The 18,014-nt window shown below is 58.0% G+C and carries 15 protein-coding genes; 7 read left to right on the top strand and 8 right to left on the bottom strand.

The annotated features are described in order from the left end of the window. Nucleotides 1-205 precede the first annotated feature (205 nt). The 8 genes from BM395_RS14005 to BM395_RS13970 all read right to left on the bottom strand — a co-directional run bounded on the left by BM395_RS14005 (nt 206) and on the right by BM395_RS13970 (nt 8,605). Entirely contained in the window at nt 206-1,444 is a 1,239-nt protein-coding gene (locus tag BM395_RS14005) for an OprD family porin (RefSeq protein WP_090512837.1), read from the bottom strand. Nucleotides 1,445-1,996: 552 nt separating this feature from the next. Next, on the bottom strand, nt 1,997-2,887 hold the full coding sequence (locus BM395_RS14000) for an aldose 1-epimerase (protein WP_090512834.1): 891 nt from the start codon (nt 2,885-2,887) through the stop codon (nt 1,997-1,999). A gap of 57 nt (nt 2,888-2,944) precedes the next feature. Further along, on the bottom strand, nt 2,945-3,856 hold the full coding sequence (locus tag BM395_RS13995; RefSeq protein WP_090513173.1) for an EamA family transporter: 912 nt from the start codon (nt 3,854-3,856) through the stop codon (nt 2,945-2,947). 72 nt (nt 3,857-3,928) lie between these two features. Next, on the bottom strand, nt 3,929-5,209 hold the full coding sequence (locus BM395_RS13990) for a TRAP transporter large permease (protein WP_090512831.1): 1,281 nt from the start codon (nt 5,207-5,209) through the stop codon (nt 3,929-3,931). Continuing rightward, nucleotides 5,209-5,739: a TRAP transporter small permease gene (locus BM395_RS13985; RefSeq protein ID WP_069900408.1), complete on the bottom strand. Its 531-nt coding sequence runs from the start codon at nt 5,737-5,739 to the stop codon at nt 5,209-5,211. The genes BM395_RS13990 and BM395_RS13985 overlap by 1 nt, the downstream gene beginning before the upstream one ends. A gap of 67 nt (nt 5,740-5,806) precedes the next feature. Beyond that, the gene (locus tag BM395_RS13980) at nt 5,807-6,778 is read right to left on the bottom strand and encodes a TRAP transporter substrate-binding protein (protein WP_090512826.1); all 972 of its coding nucleotides are present in this window, start codon (nt 6,776-6,778) and stop codon (nt 5,807-5,809) included. A 75-nt stretch (nt 6,779-6,853) separates the two neighbouring features. After that, on the bottom strand, nt 6,854-7,735 hold the full coding sequence (locus BM395_RS13975; protein ID WP_090512824.1) for an SMP-30/gluconolactonase/LRE family protein: 882 nt from the start codon (nt 7,733-7,735) through the stop codon (nt 6,854-6,856). A 48-nt stretch (nt 7,736-7,783) separates the two neighbouring features. After that, a complete protein-coding gene (locus tag BM395_RS13970; RefSeq protein WP_090512821.1) occupies nt 7,784-8,605 on the bottom strand; it encodes an NAD-dependent epimerase/dehydratase family protein in 822 nt (273 codons plus the stop codon). Between the two features lie 389 nt (nt 8,606-8,994). Here BM395_RS13970 and kdgD point away from each other — a divergent pair, with 389 nt between their 5' ends. The 7 genes from kdgD (at nt 8,995) to BM395_RS13935 (ending at nt 18,000) form a co-directional block, all read left to right on the top strand. Beyond that, nucleotides 8,995-9,906 carry a 5-dehydro-4-deoxyglucarate dehydratase gene (gene kdgD, locus BM395_RS13965; protein WP_069900404.1) on the top strand — a complete coding sequence of 304 codons (912 nt, stop codon included), beginning with the start codon at nt 8,995-8,997 and terminating at the stop codon, nt 9,904-9,906. Between the two features lie 87 nt (nt 9,907-9,993). Further along, nucleotides 9,994-11,436 carry an aldehyde dehydrogenase family protein gene (locus BM395_RS13960; RefSeq protein WP_069900403.1) on the top strand — a complete coding sequence of 481 codons (1,443 nt, stop codon included), beginning with the start codon at nt 9,994-9,996 and terminating at the stop codon, nt 11,434-11,436. A gap of 99 nt (nt 11,437-11,535) precedes the next feature. Next, complete coding sequence (gudD, locus tag BM395_RS13955; RefSeq protein WP_090512818.1) at nt 11,536-12,891, top strand: glucarate dehydratase; 1,356 nt, start codon at nt 11,536-11,538, stop codon at nt 12,889-12,891. A gap of 140 nt (nt 12,892-13,031) precedes the next feature. After that, nucleotides 13,032-14,399 carry an MFS transporter gene (locus BM395_RS13950; protein WP_090512815.1) on the top strand — a complete coding sequence of 456 codons (1,368 nt, stop codon included), beginning with the start codon at nt 13,032-13,034 and terminating at the stop codon, nt 14,397-14,399. Between the two features lie 18 nt (nt 14,400-14,417). After that, a complete protein-coding gene (garD, locus tag BM395_RS13945) occupies nt 14,418-15,974 on the top strand; it encodes a galactarate dehydratase (protein ID WP_090512812.1) in 1,557 nt (518 codons plus the stop codon). Nucleotides 15,975-15,998: 24 nt separating this feature from the next. Further along, nucleotides 15,999-16,937 (top strand): 2-hydroxyacid dehydrogenase, encoded by a 939-nt coding sequence (locus BM395_RS13940; RefSeq protein WP_090512809.1) that lies wholly within the window; start codon nt 15,999-16,001, stop codon nt 16,935-16,937. Nucleotides 16,938-17,139: 202 nt separating this feature from the next. Beyond that, nucleotides 17,140-18,000, top strand: a complete 861-nt coding sequence (locus BM395_RS13935) for a LysR family transcriptional regulator (protein ID WP_090512806.1) — start codon at nt 17,140-17,142, stop codon at nt 17,998-18,000. Nucleotides 18,001-18,014: the final 14 nt, after the last annotated feature.

Genomic DNA, 18,014 nt, shown 5'->3' with positions numbered 1-18,014 from the left:
CTGGTGCGACGCGCTGTTTATCTCATCCAGGGTTTTGACGGGTTAGAGCTATCCGCTGTTGGTTGCGGATGGTTTGCACTACTACGCGTGTATTTGCGGCGAATACCTGAGCGATTCGCTTGGGTATCGCTTAGTGAATAGCGGGCAAAAAAAAAACCGCCTCAAGGGCGGGTAAAGTGCTACGTGGAGGAGGTCGCGTGAGGTGTTACAGAATCGGTAGCGGGTAGTTGAAGATCAGGCGGTTTTCATCGAACTCGCTGGTGCTGAAGTCACGACGAATCGTGCTGTTGCGCCATTTCATCGACAGGTTCTTGAATGCGCCGCTTTGGACGACGTAGGCCAGCTCGGTTTCGCGGCCCCACTCTTTGCCGTCATCAACTGCGCCGCTTTTGATGTTGTCGCCGCTGATGTAGCGGTTCATCAAGGTCATGCCGGGAATGCCGAGGCCTGCGAAGTTGAAGTCATAACGAACCTGCCAGGAGCGTTCCTCGGCGTTGTCGTAGCTTGAGTTGTAGCTATCGTTCGCCAGGGTGCCGCCGCTGGTGCCGTTCACGCGCATCCACTTGTCACCGCTGACTCGCTGCAGGCCGAGGTAGAAGGTGTGCGAACCGCTCTTGGCCGAGAACAGGCCGGAGCTGGTTTTGTTGTCCATCTTGCCGGCCAGTTCGCTGCCGTCTTCGCCGCCGATGAAGTAGCCGAGGTTGGCGCCCAGCGTCCAGTCGCCCACCGGTTGGGTGTGCACCAGATTGAAGAACTGCTGGTTGTACACATCTTTCAGTTCCGCGCCCCAGACGCCAATCATTGTGCGGTCTTCGTTGAAGCGGAATTCACCACCGCCGAAATTGAAGCGGTCCGAAACGCCTTTGCCAAAGGTCATGTCGTCCATGCTGGCGTCATCGCGTGGGCTGTTGCCACGGAACTGGCCGCCGTAAAGGGTCAGGCCAGCAATTTCGCTGGAGGTCAGTTGACCGCCCTGAAAGGTTTGTGGCAACGAACGACCATCGTCGGATCGCAGAATCGGCAGCACCGGCATCCACTCACCAATCTTCAATTCGGTCTTCGAGATACGCGCCTTGCCGGCAATGCCAAGGCGGCCGTAATCATCCGCCGGGCGACCGTCATCATGCACCGGCAGCAGGCCGGTTCTGGTTGTGCCGCGGCCGCCATCGAGCTTGATCGCGGTCAGGCCAAGTACGTCGACGCCGAAACCGACCGTGCCCTCGGTGAAGCCCGAGCGCGCATCCAGAATGAAACTCTGGGTCCATTCTTCAGCCTTGCCCTGCGGGTAAGCCGGGTTGGTGAAATTACGGTTGATATAGAAGTTGCGCAGGCCAAAGTTGACCTTGGCATCATCTGCAAAACCAGCAGCCTGGCTGCTCAGTGGCAGGGCAGCTGCGCCGATGGCGCTGAGTACAGCAAGAGAGAGGGCGTTGCGTGCAGTCATTATTATTTTGCTCCAGTGTGTGACCGAGTTGCATCCGTCATCGAAACCGCGCGCAGGTCTGTTCTACAGGCAAGAAGTGCGAGCCGGTTCGGGGTGCGGATAGATTCTTTTGGGTTGAGCGACAGCTACTGGGCGCAATTCGCCAGGCTGAAATTCGCCAATATCGGGCGGTGCAATTGCGTGATGCGAACAAGCGACAGATGGGGAGTGCGGATTGATAGCTTCATGCTGGACCTGTTTTTGTGATTATTATTGGTGTTATACGTCGTCATACAACTTGCCTGATTATTCATAGCTGGGTTTGTTATTGTCAATGTCTACTTTTGGCTAACTCGAGATATTTTTTTGTCTTTTAACCCTGTTTTTGCTGATTTTCGGCTTTATTTAGGCCGAACTTAGCCTGATGCCTGATTTTTAAGATCAGCCACTGGGTTAGGGGTTGGTAATGCTAAAAAACTTTAGTTGTAGGATGACATCGTGTTTTCTTCCCTCGCGTGAAGCATCGGTAAGCATTGTGCTAACGCGCCAGCGTTGGCCCTGAATCTCACCCGGTCAGCCTGTTTCGCGCGGCGCGTTGAACGGCTGGTAGTGCAGGCTGAAATCCACTTCGGCTGCCTCGTTCTTGCGCAGCAAGCGCAAGCCGGGTCGGCCTGGCAAGTGATGCGCGTTGATCGGGTGGCTCACAGGTTCAAAGCAGAAGAACTCGCCGCCTGGAGGGCAGAACAGCAAAAAGTAATCCGCGCCGCTGGCCCTACAGTTCAGTTGGTAGCCGGCGTCTTCCTGGCTTATCACGCAGCGGCCATCCCAGCCGCTGAAGGCATGATCAATCAGCGTGTCTGGCAGGCAGTTGCGTTGCCCGAAGTCCCATTGCGCGGGTATCGCGCCCGGCTGACTGGGCAGCTCGCCGGGTGCGCCAAGCCACACCTCGCTGGCCGCTGCCTGTAAGCGGGTGGCGGCGGTGCGGGGTAAATAAGGGTGCAAGCCCAGACCATGCCACGCGGGTTCATCGGCCAGATGAGTGACCTGTAAGCGCAGATGCAAACAGCCTTCATTCAGCGAAATATCCAGCTCGGCGCGGTACGCAAAGGGTTCGCGGCTATCGAGGCTCAGGCGTGCATGACCGGCGCTGTGTTGTTCAACGTGCCACGCCTGTTGCCAGGCACTGCCATGAATCGGGTAAGGATCGTGATCAGTATTGGCCGAAAGTGCCAGCCAGCCGTCGGGGCAGTCGAATCCGCCGTTGGCAATCCGGTTCGACCACGGCGCCAGTGGGTAGCAGGCCAGTCGTCTCGGTGTGCCGGCTGCAAGCGCGGCGTCATCGCTGGGGCGCAGCAGCGGCTGGCCTGTGGCCTTGATTGTCCAGTTGACCAGGCTGGCGCCTCGCTCCGGGAGCAGGCTCAGGCGGGTCAGCGAATCTTCGAGATACAGTAATGCGGGTTGCATGCTTGATCCCCAGTTGAACGCTGCCTGTTTCGGCGGCGCGCTATTCAGCGCGGCTGATTACTTTTGTTTGCTGTAGGCCAGCAGCACTACAGCGCAGACCACGATAAGGCCGCCGATAATCTGTATGCCGTTAAGGTGCTGATCGAGAATCAGCCAGCCAAACACCAGGCCCGCCACCGGCTCCATGTTCATCACCGGGGCATTGCGGGTGATGTCGAGGCGCGAGACGAATATAAACAGGGTGGAGAAGGCTGCCCCGTAAAGTAGAACCAGGCAGGCGAGGGCGATCCATCCGGTGGCAGCGCTTGGCAAGTGCATGCCGTTTGCGACCACGCCACTGCTGCCGACCAGAGCTGCAGCGACAAACACCACAAGCAGCGTCAGCACGCTGCGCACCATGCCGGGCACAGCGTGTAATTTGTGTTCGGTAATCCACAGGGCAAAAGCAAACACCACAGCGCCTGTGACGCTGAACATCACGCCTTCGATCCAGCGTGCATCGATTTCGGTTTGGCTCGAAAGCTGCTCCGCAACATTCAGTGCCAGGACCAGGCCGAATAAAATCAGGCCCATTAATATGGCCGCGCGGCGGGTGGGTCTGGGCCCGCCCAATGCCCAGTTGAGCAGGGCGAGAAAAATCGGCGCCATGTTGACCAGCAACAAGGCGAGCGCCACCGGAATACGCATCACGGCGGAATAAATACAGAAACTCTGGATAGCAATGAGTAAGCCGAGTAGCAGTTGCCAACCCCATGTCGTGCGGCTCAGGGAAACCCACTCGCGGCGATAGGCAATCAGTGCCGCGAGCGCCAGCATTGTCACGCCGGCGCGGCAGAGCATGGCCAGTAACAGGCCGGTGTCGTGATCGAAGGCGATGCGCGCAGCAATGTGATTGCCCGCGAACGAGCAGGCTAGTGAGGCCAGTAGCAGCACGGCAATGTGCCGTGGCAGCGGGGTTGAAATAGACATTGCGGGGTTTGCATCCTTGGCCAATTCAAGCATGCGCCGCCCGTAGGCGGCGCTCCCTGAGTCATGCAGCGCTTACAACAGCGCGTGCGGTAACCACAACGAAATAGCCGGAATGTAGGTCACGGCCATCAGCACCATCAGCAGCGCGGCGTAGAACGGCAGCAGTGCTTTGACGGTGTTTTCGATGGTCACTTTGCCCACGGCTGCGCCGACGAATAGCACGGCGCCAACGGGCGGGGTAATCAGGCCAATGCCCAGGTTCACCAGCATGATCATGCCGAAGTGCACCGGGTCGATGCCCAGACCGGTAATCACTGGCATCAGAATCGGCGTGAGAATGAGGATCAGCGGCGCCATGTCCATCAAGGTGCCAAGTACCAGCAGCATGGCGTTGATGCACATCAGGATCACATAGCGGTTATCTGACAAGGTCAGGAACGCGGTGGTGATTTTCGCGGGTATCTGCATCAGGGTCATGATGTAGCCGAAGCTGGCGGCGAAGGCGATCAATACCATCACGATCGACAGCGTGCGCACGGTGCGGTGCATCAGCTTGGGCAGGTCACGCCATTTATAGTCGCGATAAATGAACATGGTGACGAAGAACGCCCAGACCACGGCAATGGCTGCAGATTCTGTCGCGGTGAACACGCCGCTGAGAATGCCGCCGAGAATGATGAACATGGTCATCAAACCCCAGAGCGCATCGACGCAAATCTTCAGCGCCTGCTTGAGCGGGATCACTTCGCCTTTCGGGTAGCTGCGGCGTTTGGCGAAGACCAGGCACATGCCCATCATCACGCAGGTGAGCAAAATCCCCGGCCCGATACCGGCAATGAACAAGGCTGAGATCGACACCGTGCCGCCTGCTGCCAGCGAGTACAGCACCGAGTTGTGGCTGGGCGGCGTCAGCAGTGCCTGCACCGAACCGCTTACGGTTACGGCTGTCGAGAATTCACGCGGATAACCCTTGCGGGCCATTTCCGGAATCAGCACCGAGCCCACCGAGGCGGTGTCGGCAACCGACGAGCCGGAGATCGCGCCGAAGAACGCCGAAGCCATGATATTCACGAGAGACAGGCCGCCACGGACGAATCCGACCAGCACGCTGGCAAATGCGACCAAACGCCGGGACATGCCGCCCTCGGCCATGATCGCGCCGGCGAGAACGAAAAATGGAATGGCCAGCAGGGAGAATTTATTAACCCCGCCCGCGACCTGAATCATCACCGCGTGAAACGGGATATTGATCCAGAAAGCGCCTGCCAATGCCGACAAACCGAGGGCGTACGCCACGGGCATGCGCAGCACGATGAGCAGAATAAAGGTGCCAAGAAGTATAAAAGCGTCCATTACGACAGGGCCTCACTGCTTTCTTCGTGTTGTTCGTAATTGACCGCTTTGCGGTGGCTCTGGTCGCCAAACACCATGCGCTCGACAATGAAAATCAGAGTCAGCGCACCGCCCAGCGGGATCGGCGAATAGCACAGGCCGACGCGCAAACTTGGCAGAGACGGGTTGAACTGATTCCAGGTGGCAGCGCACAGTTTGATGCCCCAAATGAGCATGAACAGGCAGATGGTCGCCATAAGCAGTTGCACCAGCACTTCTAAATAGCGCTGAACATGTTGCGGCATGCGATCGGTGGCCATCGACACGGCCATGTGCGCGCCTGCGCGGTAGCTGGCGGCAGCACCGATAAAGGTGAACAGCACCATCAGCAAAATTGCCACGGGCTCGGGCCAGCTGGAGCCGCTGCCGAGTGCGTAACGGGTAAAAATGCCCCAGGGAATAATCAGGGCCATGGTCGCAACCGACAGACCTGCAACCCAGATGCAACTGGTGTAGATCACGTCGTTGACGCGTAAGAAGGTATCTTTCATCAGGCTTCACCACTGCCTTGGCGACGCATTGCAAGCCGCCGCCAAGGCGCTTTCAGGGAGTAGGGTATTACTCGACAGCTGCAATGCGCTTCATCAGATCGGCGTAAGGCGCGCCGTACTTCTCGCGTACTGGAGCGGTGGCATCAAAGAAAGGTTTTTTGTCGACCGTGATGAACTCGACACCGGCGGCTTTGAGCTTCTCTTCACTGGCTGCGGACTTGGCATCCCAGAGTTTGCGCTCTTCGAGTTGGGCTTCCTTGGCCACTTTCTTGACCAGCGCCTGCTGCTCTTCGCTCAACGAGTTCCAGGTGTCCTTCGACATCACCACCGGCTCCGGCAGAATCAGGTGGCCGGTCAGGGTGTAGTACTTGGCGTTCTGGTAGTGGTTGTGCTCAAGCATGGTTGGCGGGTTGTTCTCCGCACCGTCGATTACCCCGGTCTGCAGGGCGCTGAAGATCTCGCCGGTGTCCATGGCAATGCCGTTGGCGCCCATGGCCGTCATCATGTCGATGAACAGCGGGTTGCCTTGAACGCGGATTTTCATGCCTTTGAGGTCTTCGATGTTGCGCACCGGCTTCTTGGTGTAGAGGTTGCGGGTGCCGCCATCCATCCAGGCCAACGCGACCAGGTTGAATTCGGAATTGGTGATCTTGTCGAGAATTTCCTGACCGATTTCACCGTCAATGATCTTGCGCATGTGCGCCTGATCGCGGAACACGAATGGCATGTTGAAGACGTTCACGTCCGGTACAACCGGGCCGACAATGCCGAGGCTGACGCGGGTCATCTGAATCGCGCCGATCTGAGTCTGCTCGACAACTTCTTTTTCCGAGCCGAGTACACCGCCTGGGAACATCTTGAAGCTGATGTCGCCGTTGGTGGCCGCTTCAATCTTCTTGCCCATCGCCTCTTCGGCAACAACGGTTGGATAACCTGCCGGATGAATCTCTGCGAATTTGATTTCCAGTGCGTGAGCGGCACCCGACATGCAGAACATCAGAGGAAGGGCAGCGACGAGCAACTTGCGTTTGAAGTTCATTGGAATCTCCAGTTTTGTTTTTGTTGGTATGCAGTGTTGCGAACAGCGTTGGTTACAGCAGAAAACCCTGGGGCGTCAGCCCCGGAACTCAGGTTCGGGCAAGCCTTTCACCCCCGGTTGCAGAGCAAACACGCCGCCAGCCAATGGCTGATCGGAGAGGTCGCCGCCGGGACGGATTGAGGTGACGAACAGGGTGCTCAGATCCGCGCCGCCAAACGCGCACATGGCTGGTTTTTTCACCGGTACGGCGAGTGAGCGATCCAGCTTGCCTTGCGGGGTGAAGCGATGAATCAGGCCCTCATCGTTACCGCAGATCCAGTAGCAACCGTCGGCATCGACCGCCGCGCCATCCGGGCGGCCAGGGAAATGATTCATGTCGACGAACACGCGACGGTTATGCGCCGTGGCGGTGTCGGTGTCGTAATCGAATGCCCAGATGAGTTGCACGCTCGGGTGAGAGTCAGACAAATACAGCGTGCGGCCATCCGGGCTGAAACCGAGGCCGTTGGGCACGATGAAGCCGTCGAGTTGCTGGCTCAGTTGGCCATCGGCAAACCGATAAAGCGCGCCGGCTGGAATGCCCGCTGCCATGTCGAGCAGCATGCTGCCGACCCAGAAGCGGCCTTGCCGGTCACAGCGGCCGTCATTGAAGCGCATATCAGCGTGGCTGTGATTGACGTTCGCCAGCAAGCGGCTTTGCACGGTGCCGTCGGCTTGCGGCTGCAGGTCGAAAATGCCGCTCTGCATCGCGCCGATCCAGCCTTTGTTGTCTGCGCGATGAGCGATACAGGCGAGCATTTCATCGGCCTGCCAGCTTTGGCTCTGACCGCTTGCGGCGTGCCAGCAATGCAGGCGACGCGCCGGAATATCGGCCCAGTAAAGTGCTTGCTGCTGAATGTTCCAGACCGGGCTTTCGCCGACGGCATTTCGGGCGTCGAGTATCAATTCGGCTTGCATGGAGGCGTCTCTTATTATTGTTCGCGGGCCGGGTTAAGTCGCGTCGACTTATTCGAACGGGCCAGCGGCAACAAAAGCGCCACCCTGATACACCGCCGCCGGATCATCGGCGGCAACTGGCGGCTGCGCCTCGACCTTGTCGCGGAACACTTCGGAGCTGTCCTTGGCGTGGAAGCCGAGGTGTGCTGCGTAGCGGTTGTCCCACCAGACTTTGGCGTTATCGGACATGCCATAAACAATGGTGTGGCCGACATTGGCCGTGAACAGGGATTTTTCGAGCAGTTGGGTGAGGTCGTCAAAGCTCAGCCAGGTGGACATCATCCGGCGGTTTTGCGGTTCCGGGAACGATGAGCCGATACGGATGCTGACTGTTTCGATGCCGTAGCGATCAAAGTAAAAACTGGCCATGTCTTCGCCGTAGGATTTCGACAGGCCGTAATAGCCATCCGGGCGGCGAGGGGAGAGCGCATCGAGTTGCTGATCCTGCTTATAAAAGCCGATCACATGGTTGGAGCTGGCAAACACTACACGTTTAACGCCGTGGCGCCGCGCTGCTTCATAAATGTGGAAGGTGCCGCTGATGTTGGCGCCAAGAATCTCTTCGAACGGGCGCTCTACTGAAACTCCACCGAAATGCAGAATCGCATCAACGCCTTCTACCAGTGCGTGCACGGCGGCTTTGTCAGACAAATCGCACGGCACAACTTCTTCGTGTGAGCCGCTGGCAGGTTCCAGCTGAGCAATGTCGGAGAGGCGCAGGATGTCGGCATACTGGCCAAGGCGCTGCCGCAGTACCTTGCCGAGGCCGCCGGCAGCGCCGGTCAGCAGGAGGCGGTTAACACGTGGTTGGGCTGATGAGGTAGGAGTCATTAGGCGGCCCTGAATCAAAGATTGTTATTGTTTGTATGGTCATACGTTGTCGTATGACTTGGAGCTGGCTGATTTCAACAGGACTTGTTTGGGATGTCAACGTGACTAAAGTCGAAAAGGCTTGCACATGCGCGTTACGTTAAAGGGTGAAATTTAGCGAGATGCAGTGAATTGCTGGGCTTGTGCGGTGATTTGTGGCCTGCGAATGGCGGTTATATCCATGTTATATGGCCGAAATACCAGCGTAATTATTTGCAGCAGCGAACGGTATTCTGTCGGCTGGGAGTGAAAATCCAGTTGGCAATATGTGTAGTTGTACGATAACGTATTTCTTCAGTTTAGTACCTGTACTGACTCACATAACCGTTTTCCCCCAGGGTGTTCGAATAATGAATCCACAAGAACTGAAGTCCATCCTCTCTTCCGGTCTGCTGTCTTTCCCGGTGACCGACTTTGACGCTGCCGGTAATTTCCGTGCTGACACTTATGCGCGTCGTCTTGAGTGGCTGTCGCCTTACGGCGCGTCTGCATTGTTTGCTGCAGGCGGCACCGGCGAGTTTTTCTCGTTGGCCCCCGATGAATATTCCGCTGTTATCAAGACAGCTGTTGATACCTGCGACGGCGGTGTGCCGATTCTGGCCGGTGTTGGCGGCCCGACCCGTCTGGCGATTCAGTACGCTCAAGAAGCCGAGCGTCTGGGTGCCAAAGGTTTGCTGTTGTTGCCGCACTACCTGACCGAAGCCAGTCAGGAAGGCGTTGCCGCTCACGTTGAAGCGGTGTGTAAGTCAGTGAAAATCGGCGTGGTGGTCTACAACCGCAACGTTTGCCGCCTGACGGCGCCGCTGCTGGAGCAGTTGGCTGAGCGTTGCCCGAACCTGATCGGCTACAAAGATGGCCTGGGTGATATCGAGTTGATGGTGTCTATCCGTCGCCGCCTCGGTGATCGCTTCAGCTACCTGGGCGGTCTGCCGACTGCCGAAGTCTATGCCGCTGCTTATAAGGCACTGGGCGTGCCGGTTTATTCGTCGGCGGTGTTCAACTTCATCCCGAAAACCGCGATGGATTTCTATCAGGCGATCGCCCGTGACGATCACGCCACTGTTGGCAAGATCATTGATGACTTCTTCCTGCCGTACCTGGATATCCGCAACCGCCGTGCAGGCTACGCGGTGAGCATCGTTAAAGCCGGCGCCAAAATCTCAGGCTTCGATGCTGGTCCGGTTCGCGCCCCGCTGACAGATCTGCTGCCTGAGGAATACGAGCAACTGGCTGCTCTGATCAAGGCACAAGGCGCGCAGTAATAAACCCCGGAACCCCTGTGTTGTTCGGGGTTCACTTACATTCGACGTGCCGTTGCATAGCAGCGGCCTGTTATCAGGAGGTCACTTGTGGCTGAGACAAAACGCTTTGAAAACTTCATCGGTGGCGAGTGGGTGGCTGGCGCTACTTATTCGGTAAATCGCAACCCATCCGATCTGGCTGATGTAATCGGCGAATTCGCTCAAGCTGACGCGGCGCAAGTTGAACAGGCTATCGCTGCTGCTCGTGCAGCATTCCCGGCCTGGTCGACGTCTGGTATTCAGGCGCGCAGCGACTCACTGGATAAAATCGGCAGCGAAATTCTCGCGCGTCGCGAAGAGTTGGGCACCTTGCTCGCTCGCGAAGAAGGCAAAACCCTGCCTGAAGCCATTGGCGAAGTCAGCCGTGCCGGTAACATCTTCAAGTATTTTGCCGGCGAATGCCTGCGCCAAGCCGGTGAAGTGCTGGCGTCGGTTCGCCCTGGCGTATCGGTTGAAGTTACCCGCGAGGCATTGGGTGTTGTTGGCCTGATCACGCCCTGGAACTTCCCGATTGCAATCCCGGCCTGGAAAATCGCCCCGGCGCTGGCTTACGGTAACTGCGTGGTGATCAAACCGGCTGATCTGGTGCCGGGCTGCGCTTGGGCTATTGCCGAAATCATTTCGCGTTCGGGCATCCCAGCTGGCGTATTTAACCTGGTTATGGGCAGCGGCCGGGTGGTGGGCGACGTTATCGTCAACAGCCCGAAGGTCGACGGTGTCAGCTTCACCGGTTCGGTTGGCGTTGGCCGTAGCATCGCTGCAACCTGCGTTGGGCGTCAGGCCAAGGTTCAGCTGGAAATGGGCGGCAAGAACCCGCAAATCATCCTCGATGATGCCGACCTGAAAACGGCGGTCGAGCTGGCTGTGCAGAGCGCGTTTTACTCGACTGGTCAGCGTTGCACGGCGTCCAGCCGTTTGATCGTGACGGCGGGTATTCACGACAAGTTCGTTGAGGCGATGGCCGAGCGCATGCGTTCGATCAAGGTGGGCCATGCCCTGCATAAAGACACAGATATTGGCCCGGTTGTTTCGCAGTCGCAGTTGGATCAAGACCTGCGTTACATCGACATCGGCCGCGATGAAGGTGCGCGTCTGGTCAGCGGTGGCGGTCTGGTAACGTGCGACACCGAAGGTTACTTCCTGGCGCCGACACTGTTTGCCGACAGTTCTGCCGACATGCGCATCAGCCGTGAAGAGATCTTTGGCCCGGTGGCCAACGTGGTTCGCGTTGCCGACTACGAGGCGGCACTGGCGATGGCCAATGACACCGAGTTCGGTTTGTCTGCCGGTATCGCAACCACTTCGCTGAAGTACGCCAACCACTTCAAACGTCACGCTCAGGCGGGGATGGTGATGGTCAACCTGCCGACTGCCGGGGTTGATTACCACGTGCCGTTTGGTGGCCGTAAAGGTTCGTCCTACGGCTCCCGCGAGCAAGGCCGTTACGCGCAAGAGTTCTACACCACTGTCAAGACGACCTATATCGGCTGACTGTAAACGCCTCCCCGCCGTCACAATAGGCGGGGAGGCGCTGCTGCACGGTTTCATGGAATACGCAGACCCTTTATAAAAATAATTTGGGACCCGCTTATGAACGCTTCCGCAACTGCACAAACCCGCGCAACTGCCCCCAAAATTACCGAACTGACTGTCGTGCCGGTTGCCGGCCAGGACAGCATGTTGATGAACCTGTCCGGGGCTCATGGCCCGTATTTCACCCGCAATATCCTCATTCTCAAAGACAGCGCCGGTAATGTCGGTGTTGGCGAAGTACCGGGCGGCGAATCCATCCGCCAGACCCTCGAAGATGCACGCGCTTTACTGGTTGGCCAATCCATCGGCAACTACAACGAAATTCTCAACCGAGTTCGCCGCACCTTTGCCGACCGTGATTCGGGCGGTCGCGGCCTGCAAACATTCGACCTGCGCATCACCATTCATGCGGTGACTGCACTGGAGTCGGCGTTGCTCGACCTGCTCGGCCAATACCTCGGTGTGCCGGTTGCAGCCTTGCTCGGTGAAGGCCAGCAGCGCGATGAAGTCGAGATGCTCGGCTATCTGTTTTATGTCGGTGATCGCAACCAGACCGACCTCGATTATCGTCAGGCAGACAACGCCGACGACGCCTGGGAACGTGTGCGCAATATGCAGGCGCTGTGCCCGGAAACCATTGTGCGTCAGGCCGAAGCGGCGCATGCGCGTTACGGCTTCAACGATTTCAAACTCAAAGGTGGCGTGCTCAGCGGCGAGCAGGAAGTCGAGGCGATTCGCGCGCTGGCTGCGCGTTTCCCCGAAGCGCGTATCACTCTGGACCCGAACGGCGGCTGGTTGCTTAAAGATGCGATTCGCCTGTGCCGTGATCTGCACGGAATTCTGGCCTATGCCGAAGACCCATGCGGCGCTGAAAACGGTTACTCCGGGCGCGAAGTCATGGCTGAGTTCCGCCGTGAAACCGGCCTGCCAACCGCCACCAACATGATCGCCACCGACTGGCGTCAGATGGGCCATTGCATTCAGTTGCAGTCAGTCGACATCCCGTTGGCCGACCCGCACTTCTGGACCATGCAAGGTTCTGTGCGCGTTGCGCAAATGTGCAACGAGTGGGGGCTGACCTGGGGCTCGCATTCGAACAATCACTTCGATATCTCGCTGGCCATGTTCACCCACGTCGCTGCCGCTGCGCCGGGTAAAGTCACGGCCATCGACACCCACTGGATTTGGCAGGACGGCCAGCACCTGACTCACAATCCTTTGCAGATTGTGCAGGGCAAGGTGGCTGTGCCTAAAACCGCCGGTCTCGGTGTGCAACTGGATTGGGATGCGCTGGCCAGAGCTCATGAGCTTTATCAGCAAAAAGGGCTGGGTTCTCGCGATGATGCGATTGCCATGCAGTACCTGATCCCGAACTGGAAGTTTGATAACAAGCGCCCCTGCCTGGTGCGCTGAACCCTGCCGTTAGGCCATCACCCGCACACTTTTCCGGTACACGTTTACAGGGCTCTCTGGCCCTGTAAGCAAACCCTCTGGGTGTGGGGTGGCGGTCGCTGTACTCCGTTATAAAAATAAGCTGTAGGAGTGTTCGTTCCGTGCAAGACCTGAAACAAACGCGCGTGCGTTACCTGATTTTGCTGATGCTGTTTCTGGTAACAACCATCAATTATGCCGACCGTGCGACCATCGCCATTGCCGGTTCCAGCCTGCAGAAAGACCTCGGTATTGATGCTGTCACTCTGGGTTATGTGTTCTCGGCTTTTGGCTGGGCATACGTGTTGGGGCAAATTCCGGGCGGCTGGTTGCTGGATCGCTTCGGCTCGAAGAAGGTCTATGCGCTGGGCATTTTTACCTGGTCGTTTTTTACCCTGTTGCAAGGTTATATCGGCGAACTGAACGCCTCTACCGCAGTAGTTGGCCTGTTCATGTTGCGCTTTCTGGTTGGCCTGGCCGAGGCGCCATCTTTTCCGGGTAATGCGCGCATCGTGGCCGCGTGGTTCCCTACCGCCGAGCGCGGTACTGCATCGGCGATCTTCAACTCGGCGCAGTACTTCGCCACTGTTTTGTTCGCCCCGCTGATGGGCTGGATTGTTTATACCTTCGGCTGGCAGCACGTGTTTATCGTCATGGGCGCTGCCGGGATTATCTTCTCGGGTATCTGGCTCAAAGTTATCTACGGCCCGCGCGAGCACCCGCGAATCAACGCGGCTGAGTTGGATTACATCGCCAGTAATGGCGGTCTGGTGGATATGGACCAGCCGAAAAAGGCGGGCGCCGATGCCGGGCCAAAGTGGGATTACATTCGTCAGTTGCTGACCAACCGGATGATGCTCGGCGTCTATCTCGGCCAGTACTGCATCAACGGCATCACCTATTTTTTCCTGACCTGGTTCCCGGTGTATCTGGTGCAGGAACGCGGCATGACCATTCTCAAAGCCGGTTTCATTGCCTCGCTGCCTGCGGTGTGCGGTTTTATCGGCGGTGTACTCGGCGGGGTGATTTCCGATTACCTGCTGCGTAAGGGCCATTCCCTGACATTCGCGCGCAAGGCGCCCATCGTCTGCGGCTTGCTGCTCTCGACCAGCATGGTGCTGTGCAATTATGTCGAGGCCGAGTGGATGGTAGTCGGCTTCATGGCGCTGGCGTTTTTCGGCAAGGGGGTCGGTGCGCTGGGTTGGGCCGTGGTTTCAGACACATCGCCCAAGCAAATCGCCGGGCTCAGTGGTGGCTTGTTCAATACCTTTGGCAATCTGGCTTCGATTACCACGCCCATCGTCATCGGTTACATCATCAGCGCCACCGGTTCGTTCAAATGGGCGCTGGTGTATGTCGGTGCCAATGCCTTGATTGCAGTTATCAGTTATCTGGTGATTGTGGGTGATATCAAACGGGTTGATCTGCAGGAGCCACCTGTTGATTCAGCAAAACCCGATTCCGATACCGCCATCCTTTCTCACGCCTGATTTGTAGGAGTCTGCGTTATGTCGCAGTTGATTGAACATTCTGACTCGCCGCGTTTTATTCGCCTGCATCCACAGGACAACGTGATGGTGGTGGTTAACGATCAGGGCGTGCCGGCCGGCACCGCGTTTGCCGAAGGCCTGGTCACCGTTGATCACATTCCGCAGAGCCATAAAGTGTGCCTGGAAGATGTCCCCGAAGGCGGGCGCATTATCCGTTACGGTCAGACCATCGGTTACGCCAAGCAACTGATCCCGTGCGGCAGTTGGGTGCGTGAAGATCAGTTGAGCATGCCGACCGCACCGGAACTGGCCAATCTGCCGCTTTCAACCGACGTGCCCGAAGCGCAGGAGCCACTCGAAGGCTATACCTTCGAAGGCTATCGCAATGCCGATGGCACTGTTGGTACGCGCAACATTCTCGGTATTACCACCACCGTGCAATGCGTGACCGGTGTGCTCGATCATGCGGTCAAGCGCATCCGTGAAGAGCTTTTGCCCAAGTATCCGAATGTGGATGATGTGGTCGCGCTGACCCACAGCTATGGCTGCGGCGTGGCGATCACCGCGACTGACGCTTACATCCCGATTCGTACCGTGCGCAACCTGGCGCGCAACCCTAACTTGGGTGGCGAGGCGCTGGTGATCAGCCTGGGCTGTGAAAAGCTTCAGGCCGAGCAGGTTATGCATCAGGGCGACAGCTCGGTTGATCTCACCGACCCGTGGTTGTATCGCTTGCAAGACTCGTCGCACGGCTTCGCTGAAATGATTGAGCAGATCATGGAGTTGGCTGAAGTCCGCCTGCGCAAACTGGATCAGCGCCGCCGCGAAACCGTGCCGGCCAGTGAGCTGATTCTGGGCATGCAGTGTGGCGGCAGCGATGCCTTCTCGGGGATCACCGCCAACCCGGCACTGGGCTATGCCTCGGACTTGCTGCTGCGCGCCGGTGCCACGGTCATGTTCTCGGAAGTCACCGAAGTACGCGACGCCATTTACCTGCTGACCTCGCGTGCCGAGAACAAGGAAATTGCCAGCGAACTGGTGCGGGAAATGGACTGGTACGACCGTTATCTGGCCAAGGGCGAGGCGGATCGCAGCGCTAACACCACGCCGGGCAACAAGAAGGGCGGCTTGTCGAACATTGTGGAAAAATCGCTGGGTTCAATCGTCAAATCCGGCAACAGCGCGATCAATGGCGTACTTGGCCCAGGTGAACGCGTGACCCGCAAAGGCCTGATCTTCTGCGCCACACCGGCCAGTGATTTTGTTTGCGGCACTTTGCAGCTGGCTGCCGGCATGAACCTGCACGTATTTACCACCGGGCGCGGTACACCGTATGGTTTGGCCATGGCGCCGGTGGTTAAAGTATCCACCCGCACCGAGCTGGCGCAGCGCTGGCCAGACCTGATTGACGTCGATGCAGGTCGCATTGCGACTGGCCGCGCGAGCATTGAAGAGCTGGGTTGGGAGTTGTTCCACTATTACCTGGATGTGGCCAGCGGCAAGAAGAAAACCTGGGCTGAACACTACAAACTGCACAACGACATTACCCTGTTCAACCCGGCGCCAATCACCTGATCGAGCCTGCTAAAAGGAGTGTGTATGCAACGTCTCAATGTGCTGCAAGTGGGCGCGCTTACCGAGCGTTTCAATCAGCGTCTTGCTGACGAGTACAACGTGACTGCCCTTTGGCAGCAGACTGATCCGCAGGCGTTTCTGGCCCAGCACGGCGGTGAGTTCGAAGTGGTTGCCACTTCGGCGCGCTTCGGCTGCAGCGCTGAATTATTGGCGCAACTGCCCAATGTGAAGGCCATTTGCAGCTTTGGTGTGGGCACCGATGCGTTGGCGGTCGACGTTGCCCGTGATCGCGGCATTGCCGTGAGCAATACCCCTGATGTGCTCAATGACTGCGTGGCCGATCTGGCCATGGGCCTGATTATCGACACCGCACGCGGCATGAGTGCGGCGGATCGATTCGTGCGTGACGGCGGCTGGCTGATGGGCAACTTCCCATTGGCGCGTAGCGTGACCGGCAAGCGTTTGGGCATTGTCGGCCTGGGCCGCATTGGTCAGGCCGTGGTCAAGCGTGCGAGCGGTTTCGATATGCAGGTGCGTTATCACAACCGTCGTCAGGTTGCAGGCTCACCGTTGGCCTACGAAGCGGATTTGCTGGCGCTTGCCGAGTGGGCGGACTTTCTGGTCCTGACCTGTCCCGGCGGCGCTGCCACGCATCATCTTATTTCGGCAGCCGAGCTTGCCGCGCTCGGCCGCAACGGCATTCTGATCAATGTGGCGCGCGGGTCGGTGGTCGATCAGCAGGCCTTGGTCAGCGCTCTGAGCAACGGCACGCTGGGCGGCGCCGGGCTCGATGTATTTGCCGAAGAGCCGTTGGTGCCAAGCGAGTTGCTGGCGCTGGATAACGTGGTGCTTCTGCCGCACGTTGGCAGTGGCACCGCTGAAACGCGCTTGCGCATGGAAGAGTTGGTGCTGGCCAATATGCTGGAATATGCCCGTCACGGGCGATTGGTCACCCCGCTGTAACGGTCCTGGGTTATACCTGATTCGTCGAGACGCACGCCGTCCGGCAAATACACTTCACTGGCCACAAGCCTTTGCGGTGTTCTTACCAGCAGTTCAATCTGCAACATCCCCAAGGGTGCGCCACAAGCGCACCCTTTTTAATGGGCATGCGGCTGGGATGGTTTGGCTACAATAGCGACTCACTTCTTGCGCAGTGCAGCCCATGGATATCGACCTGACCCGTACTTTTCTGGAAATTGCCCGTCACGGCAGTTTCATTGCGGCGGCCGAGCGTCTGCACCTGACCCAGACGGCCGTCAGTGCGCGGGTTCAAAAACTGGAAAGCCACCTCAATTGCACACTGTTCATCCGTAATCGGGCCGGGGCGAAACTTACCGCCGATGGCGAAGCATTTGTCGTGTTTGCCACCCAGATGCTTGAGACGTGGGACGCGGCGCAGCGTGAGCTGCCGCTACCTGACGGTTTCCACCATGTGTTGCATCTTGGGGCGGAGGTCAGCTTGTGTAATCCGCTGATGCTTAAGTGGATCGGTGCGTTGCGCGAGCAAATTCCCAGCTATGCAATCCGCACGGAAATGGCGGAAGGCATGACGCTGTTGCGCCTACTGGAGCGCGGTGTGCTCGATGCCGCCGTGGTGTTCAAACCCGAATACTGGCCTGGCCTGCAGGTTGAGCAGTTATTCGAAGAAAAGCTGGTCATGGTGCGTGCGGCCAACCCAGACCCTTATGTTTATGTGGACTGGGGCGAAGGCTTTCGCCGTCAGCACGACAGCGCCTTGCCTGATAAGGCCAAGGCTTCGGTGAGTATCAACCTCGGCCCCTTAGCGCTACAGCACATTCTTGAAAATGGTGGCTCGGGCTATTTCCGCTCCCGCGTGGTCGAAAGCTACATCGAGAAAGGTTATCTGCAACGTGTACCCAAGGCGCCGGAGTTTAGTTTTCCGGCGTATTTGGTCTATTCACGGGAGCGTGACTCCCAGACGCTGCAGCACGCGTTCAGCGCGCTGCGCGAAGTGGTCGCGAGTGATACCGACTGGTCGCAGCGTTGGGAGCCGCTGATTTAACAAGGCAGCGACTC

The organism is Pseudomonas marincola (genome assembly GCF_900116605.1).
In the GTDB taxonomy this organism is placed as follows: domain Bacteria; phylum Pseudomonadota; class Gammaproteobacteria; order Pseudomonadales; family Pseudomonadaceae; genus Aquipseudomonas; species Aquipseudomonas marincola.
The sequence above is the reverse complement of the archived record's forward strand: the minus strand, read 5'-3'. Positions and strand labels throughout refer to the sequence as shown.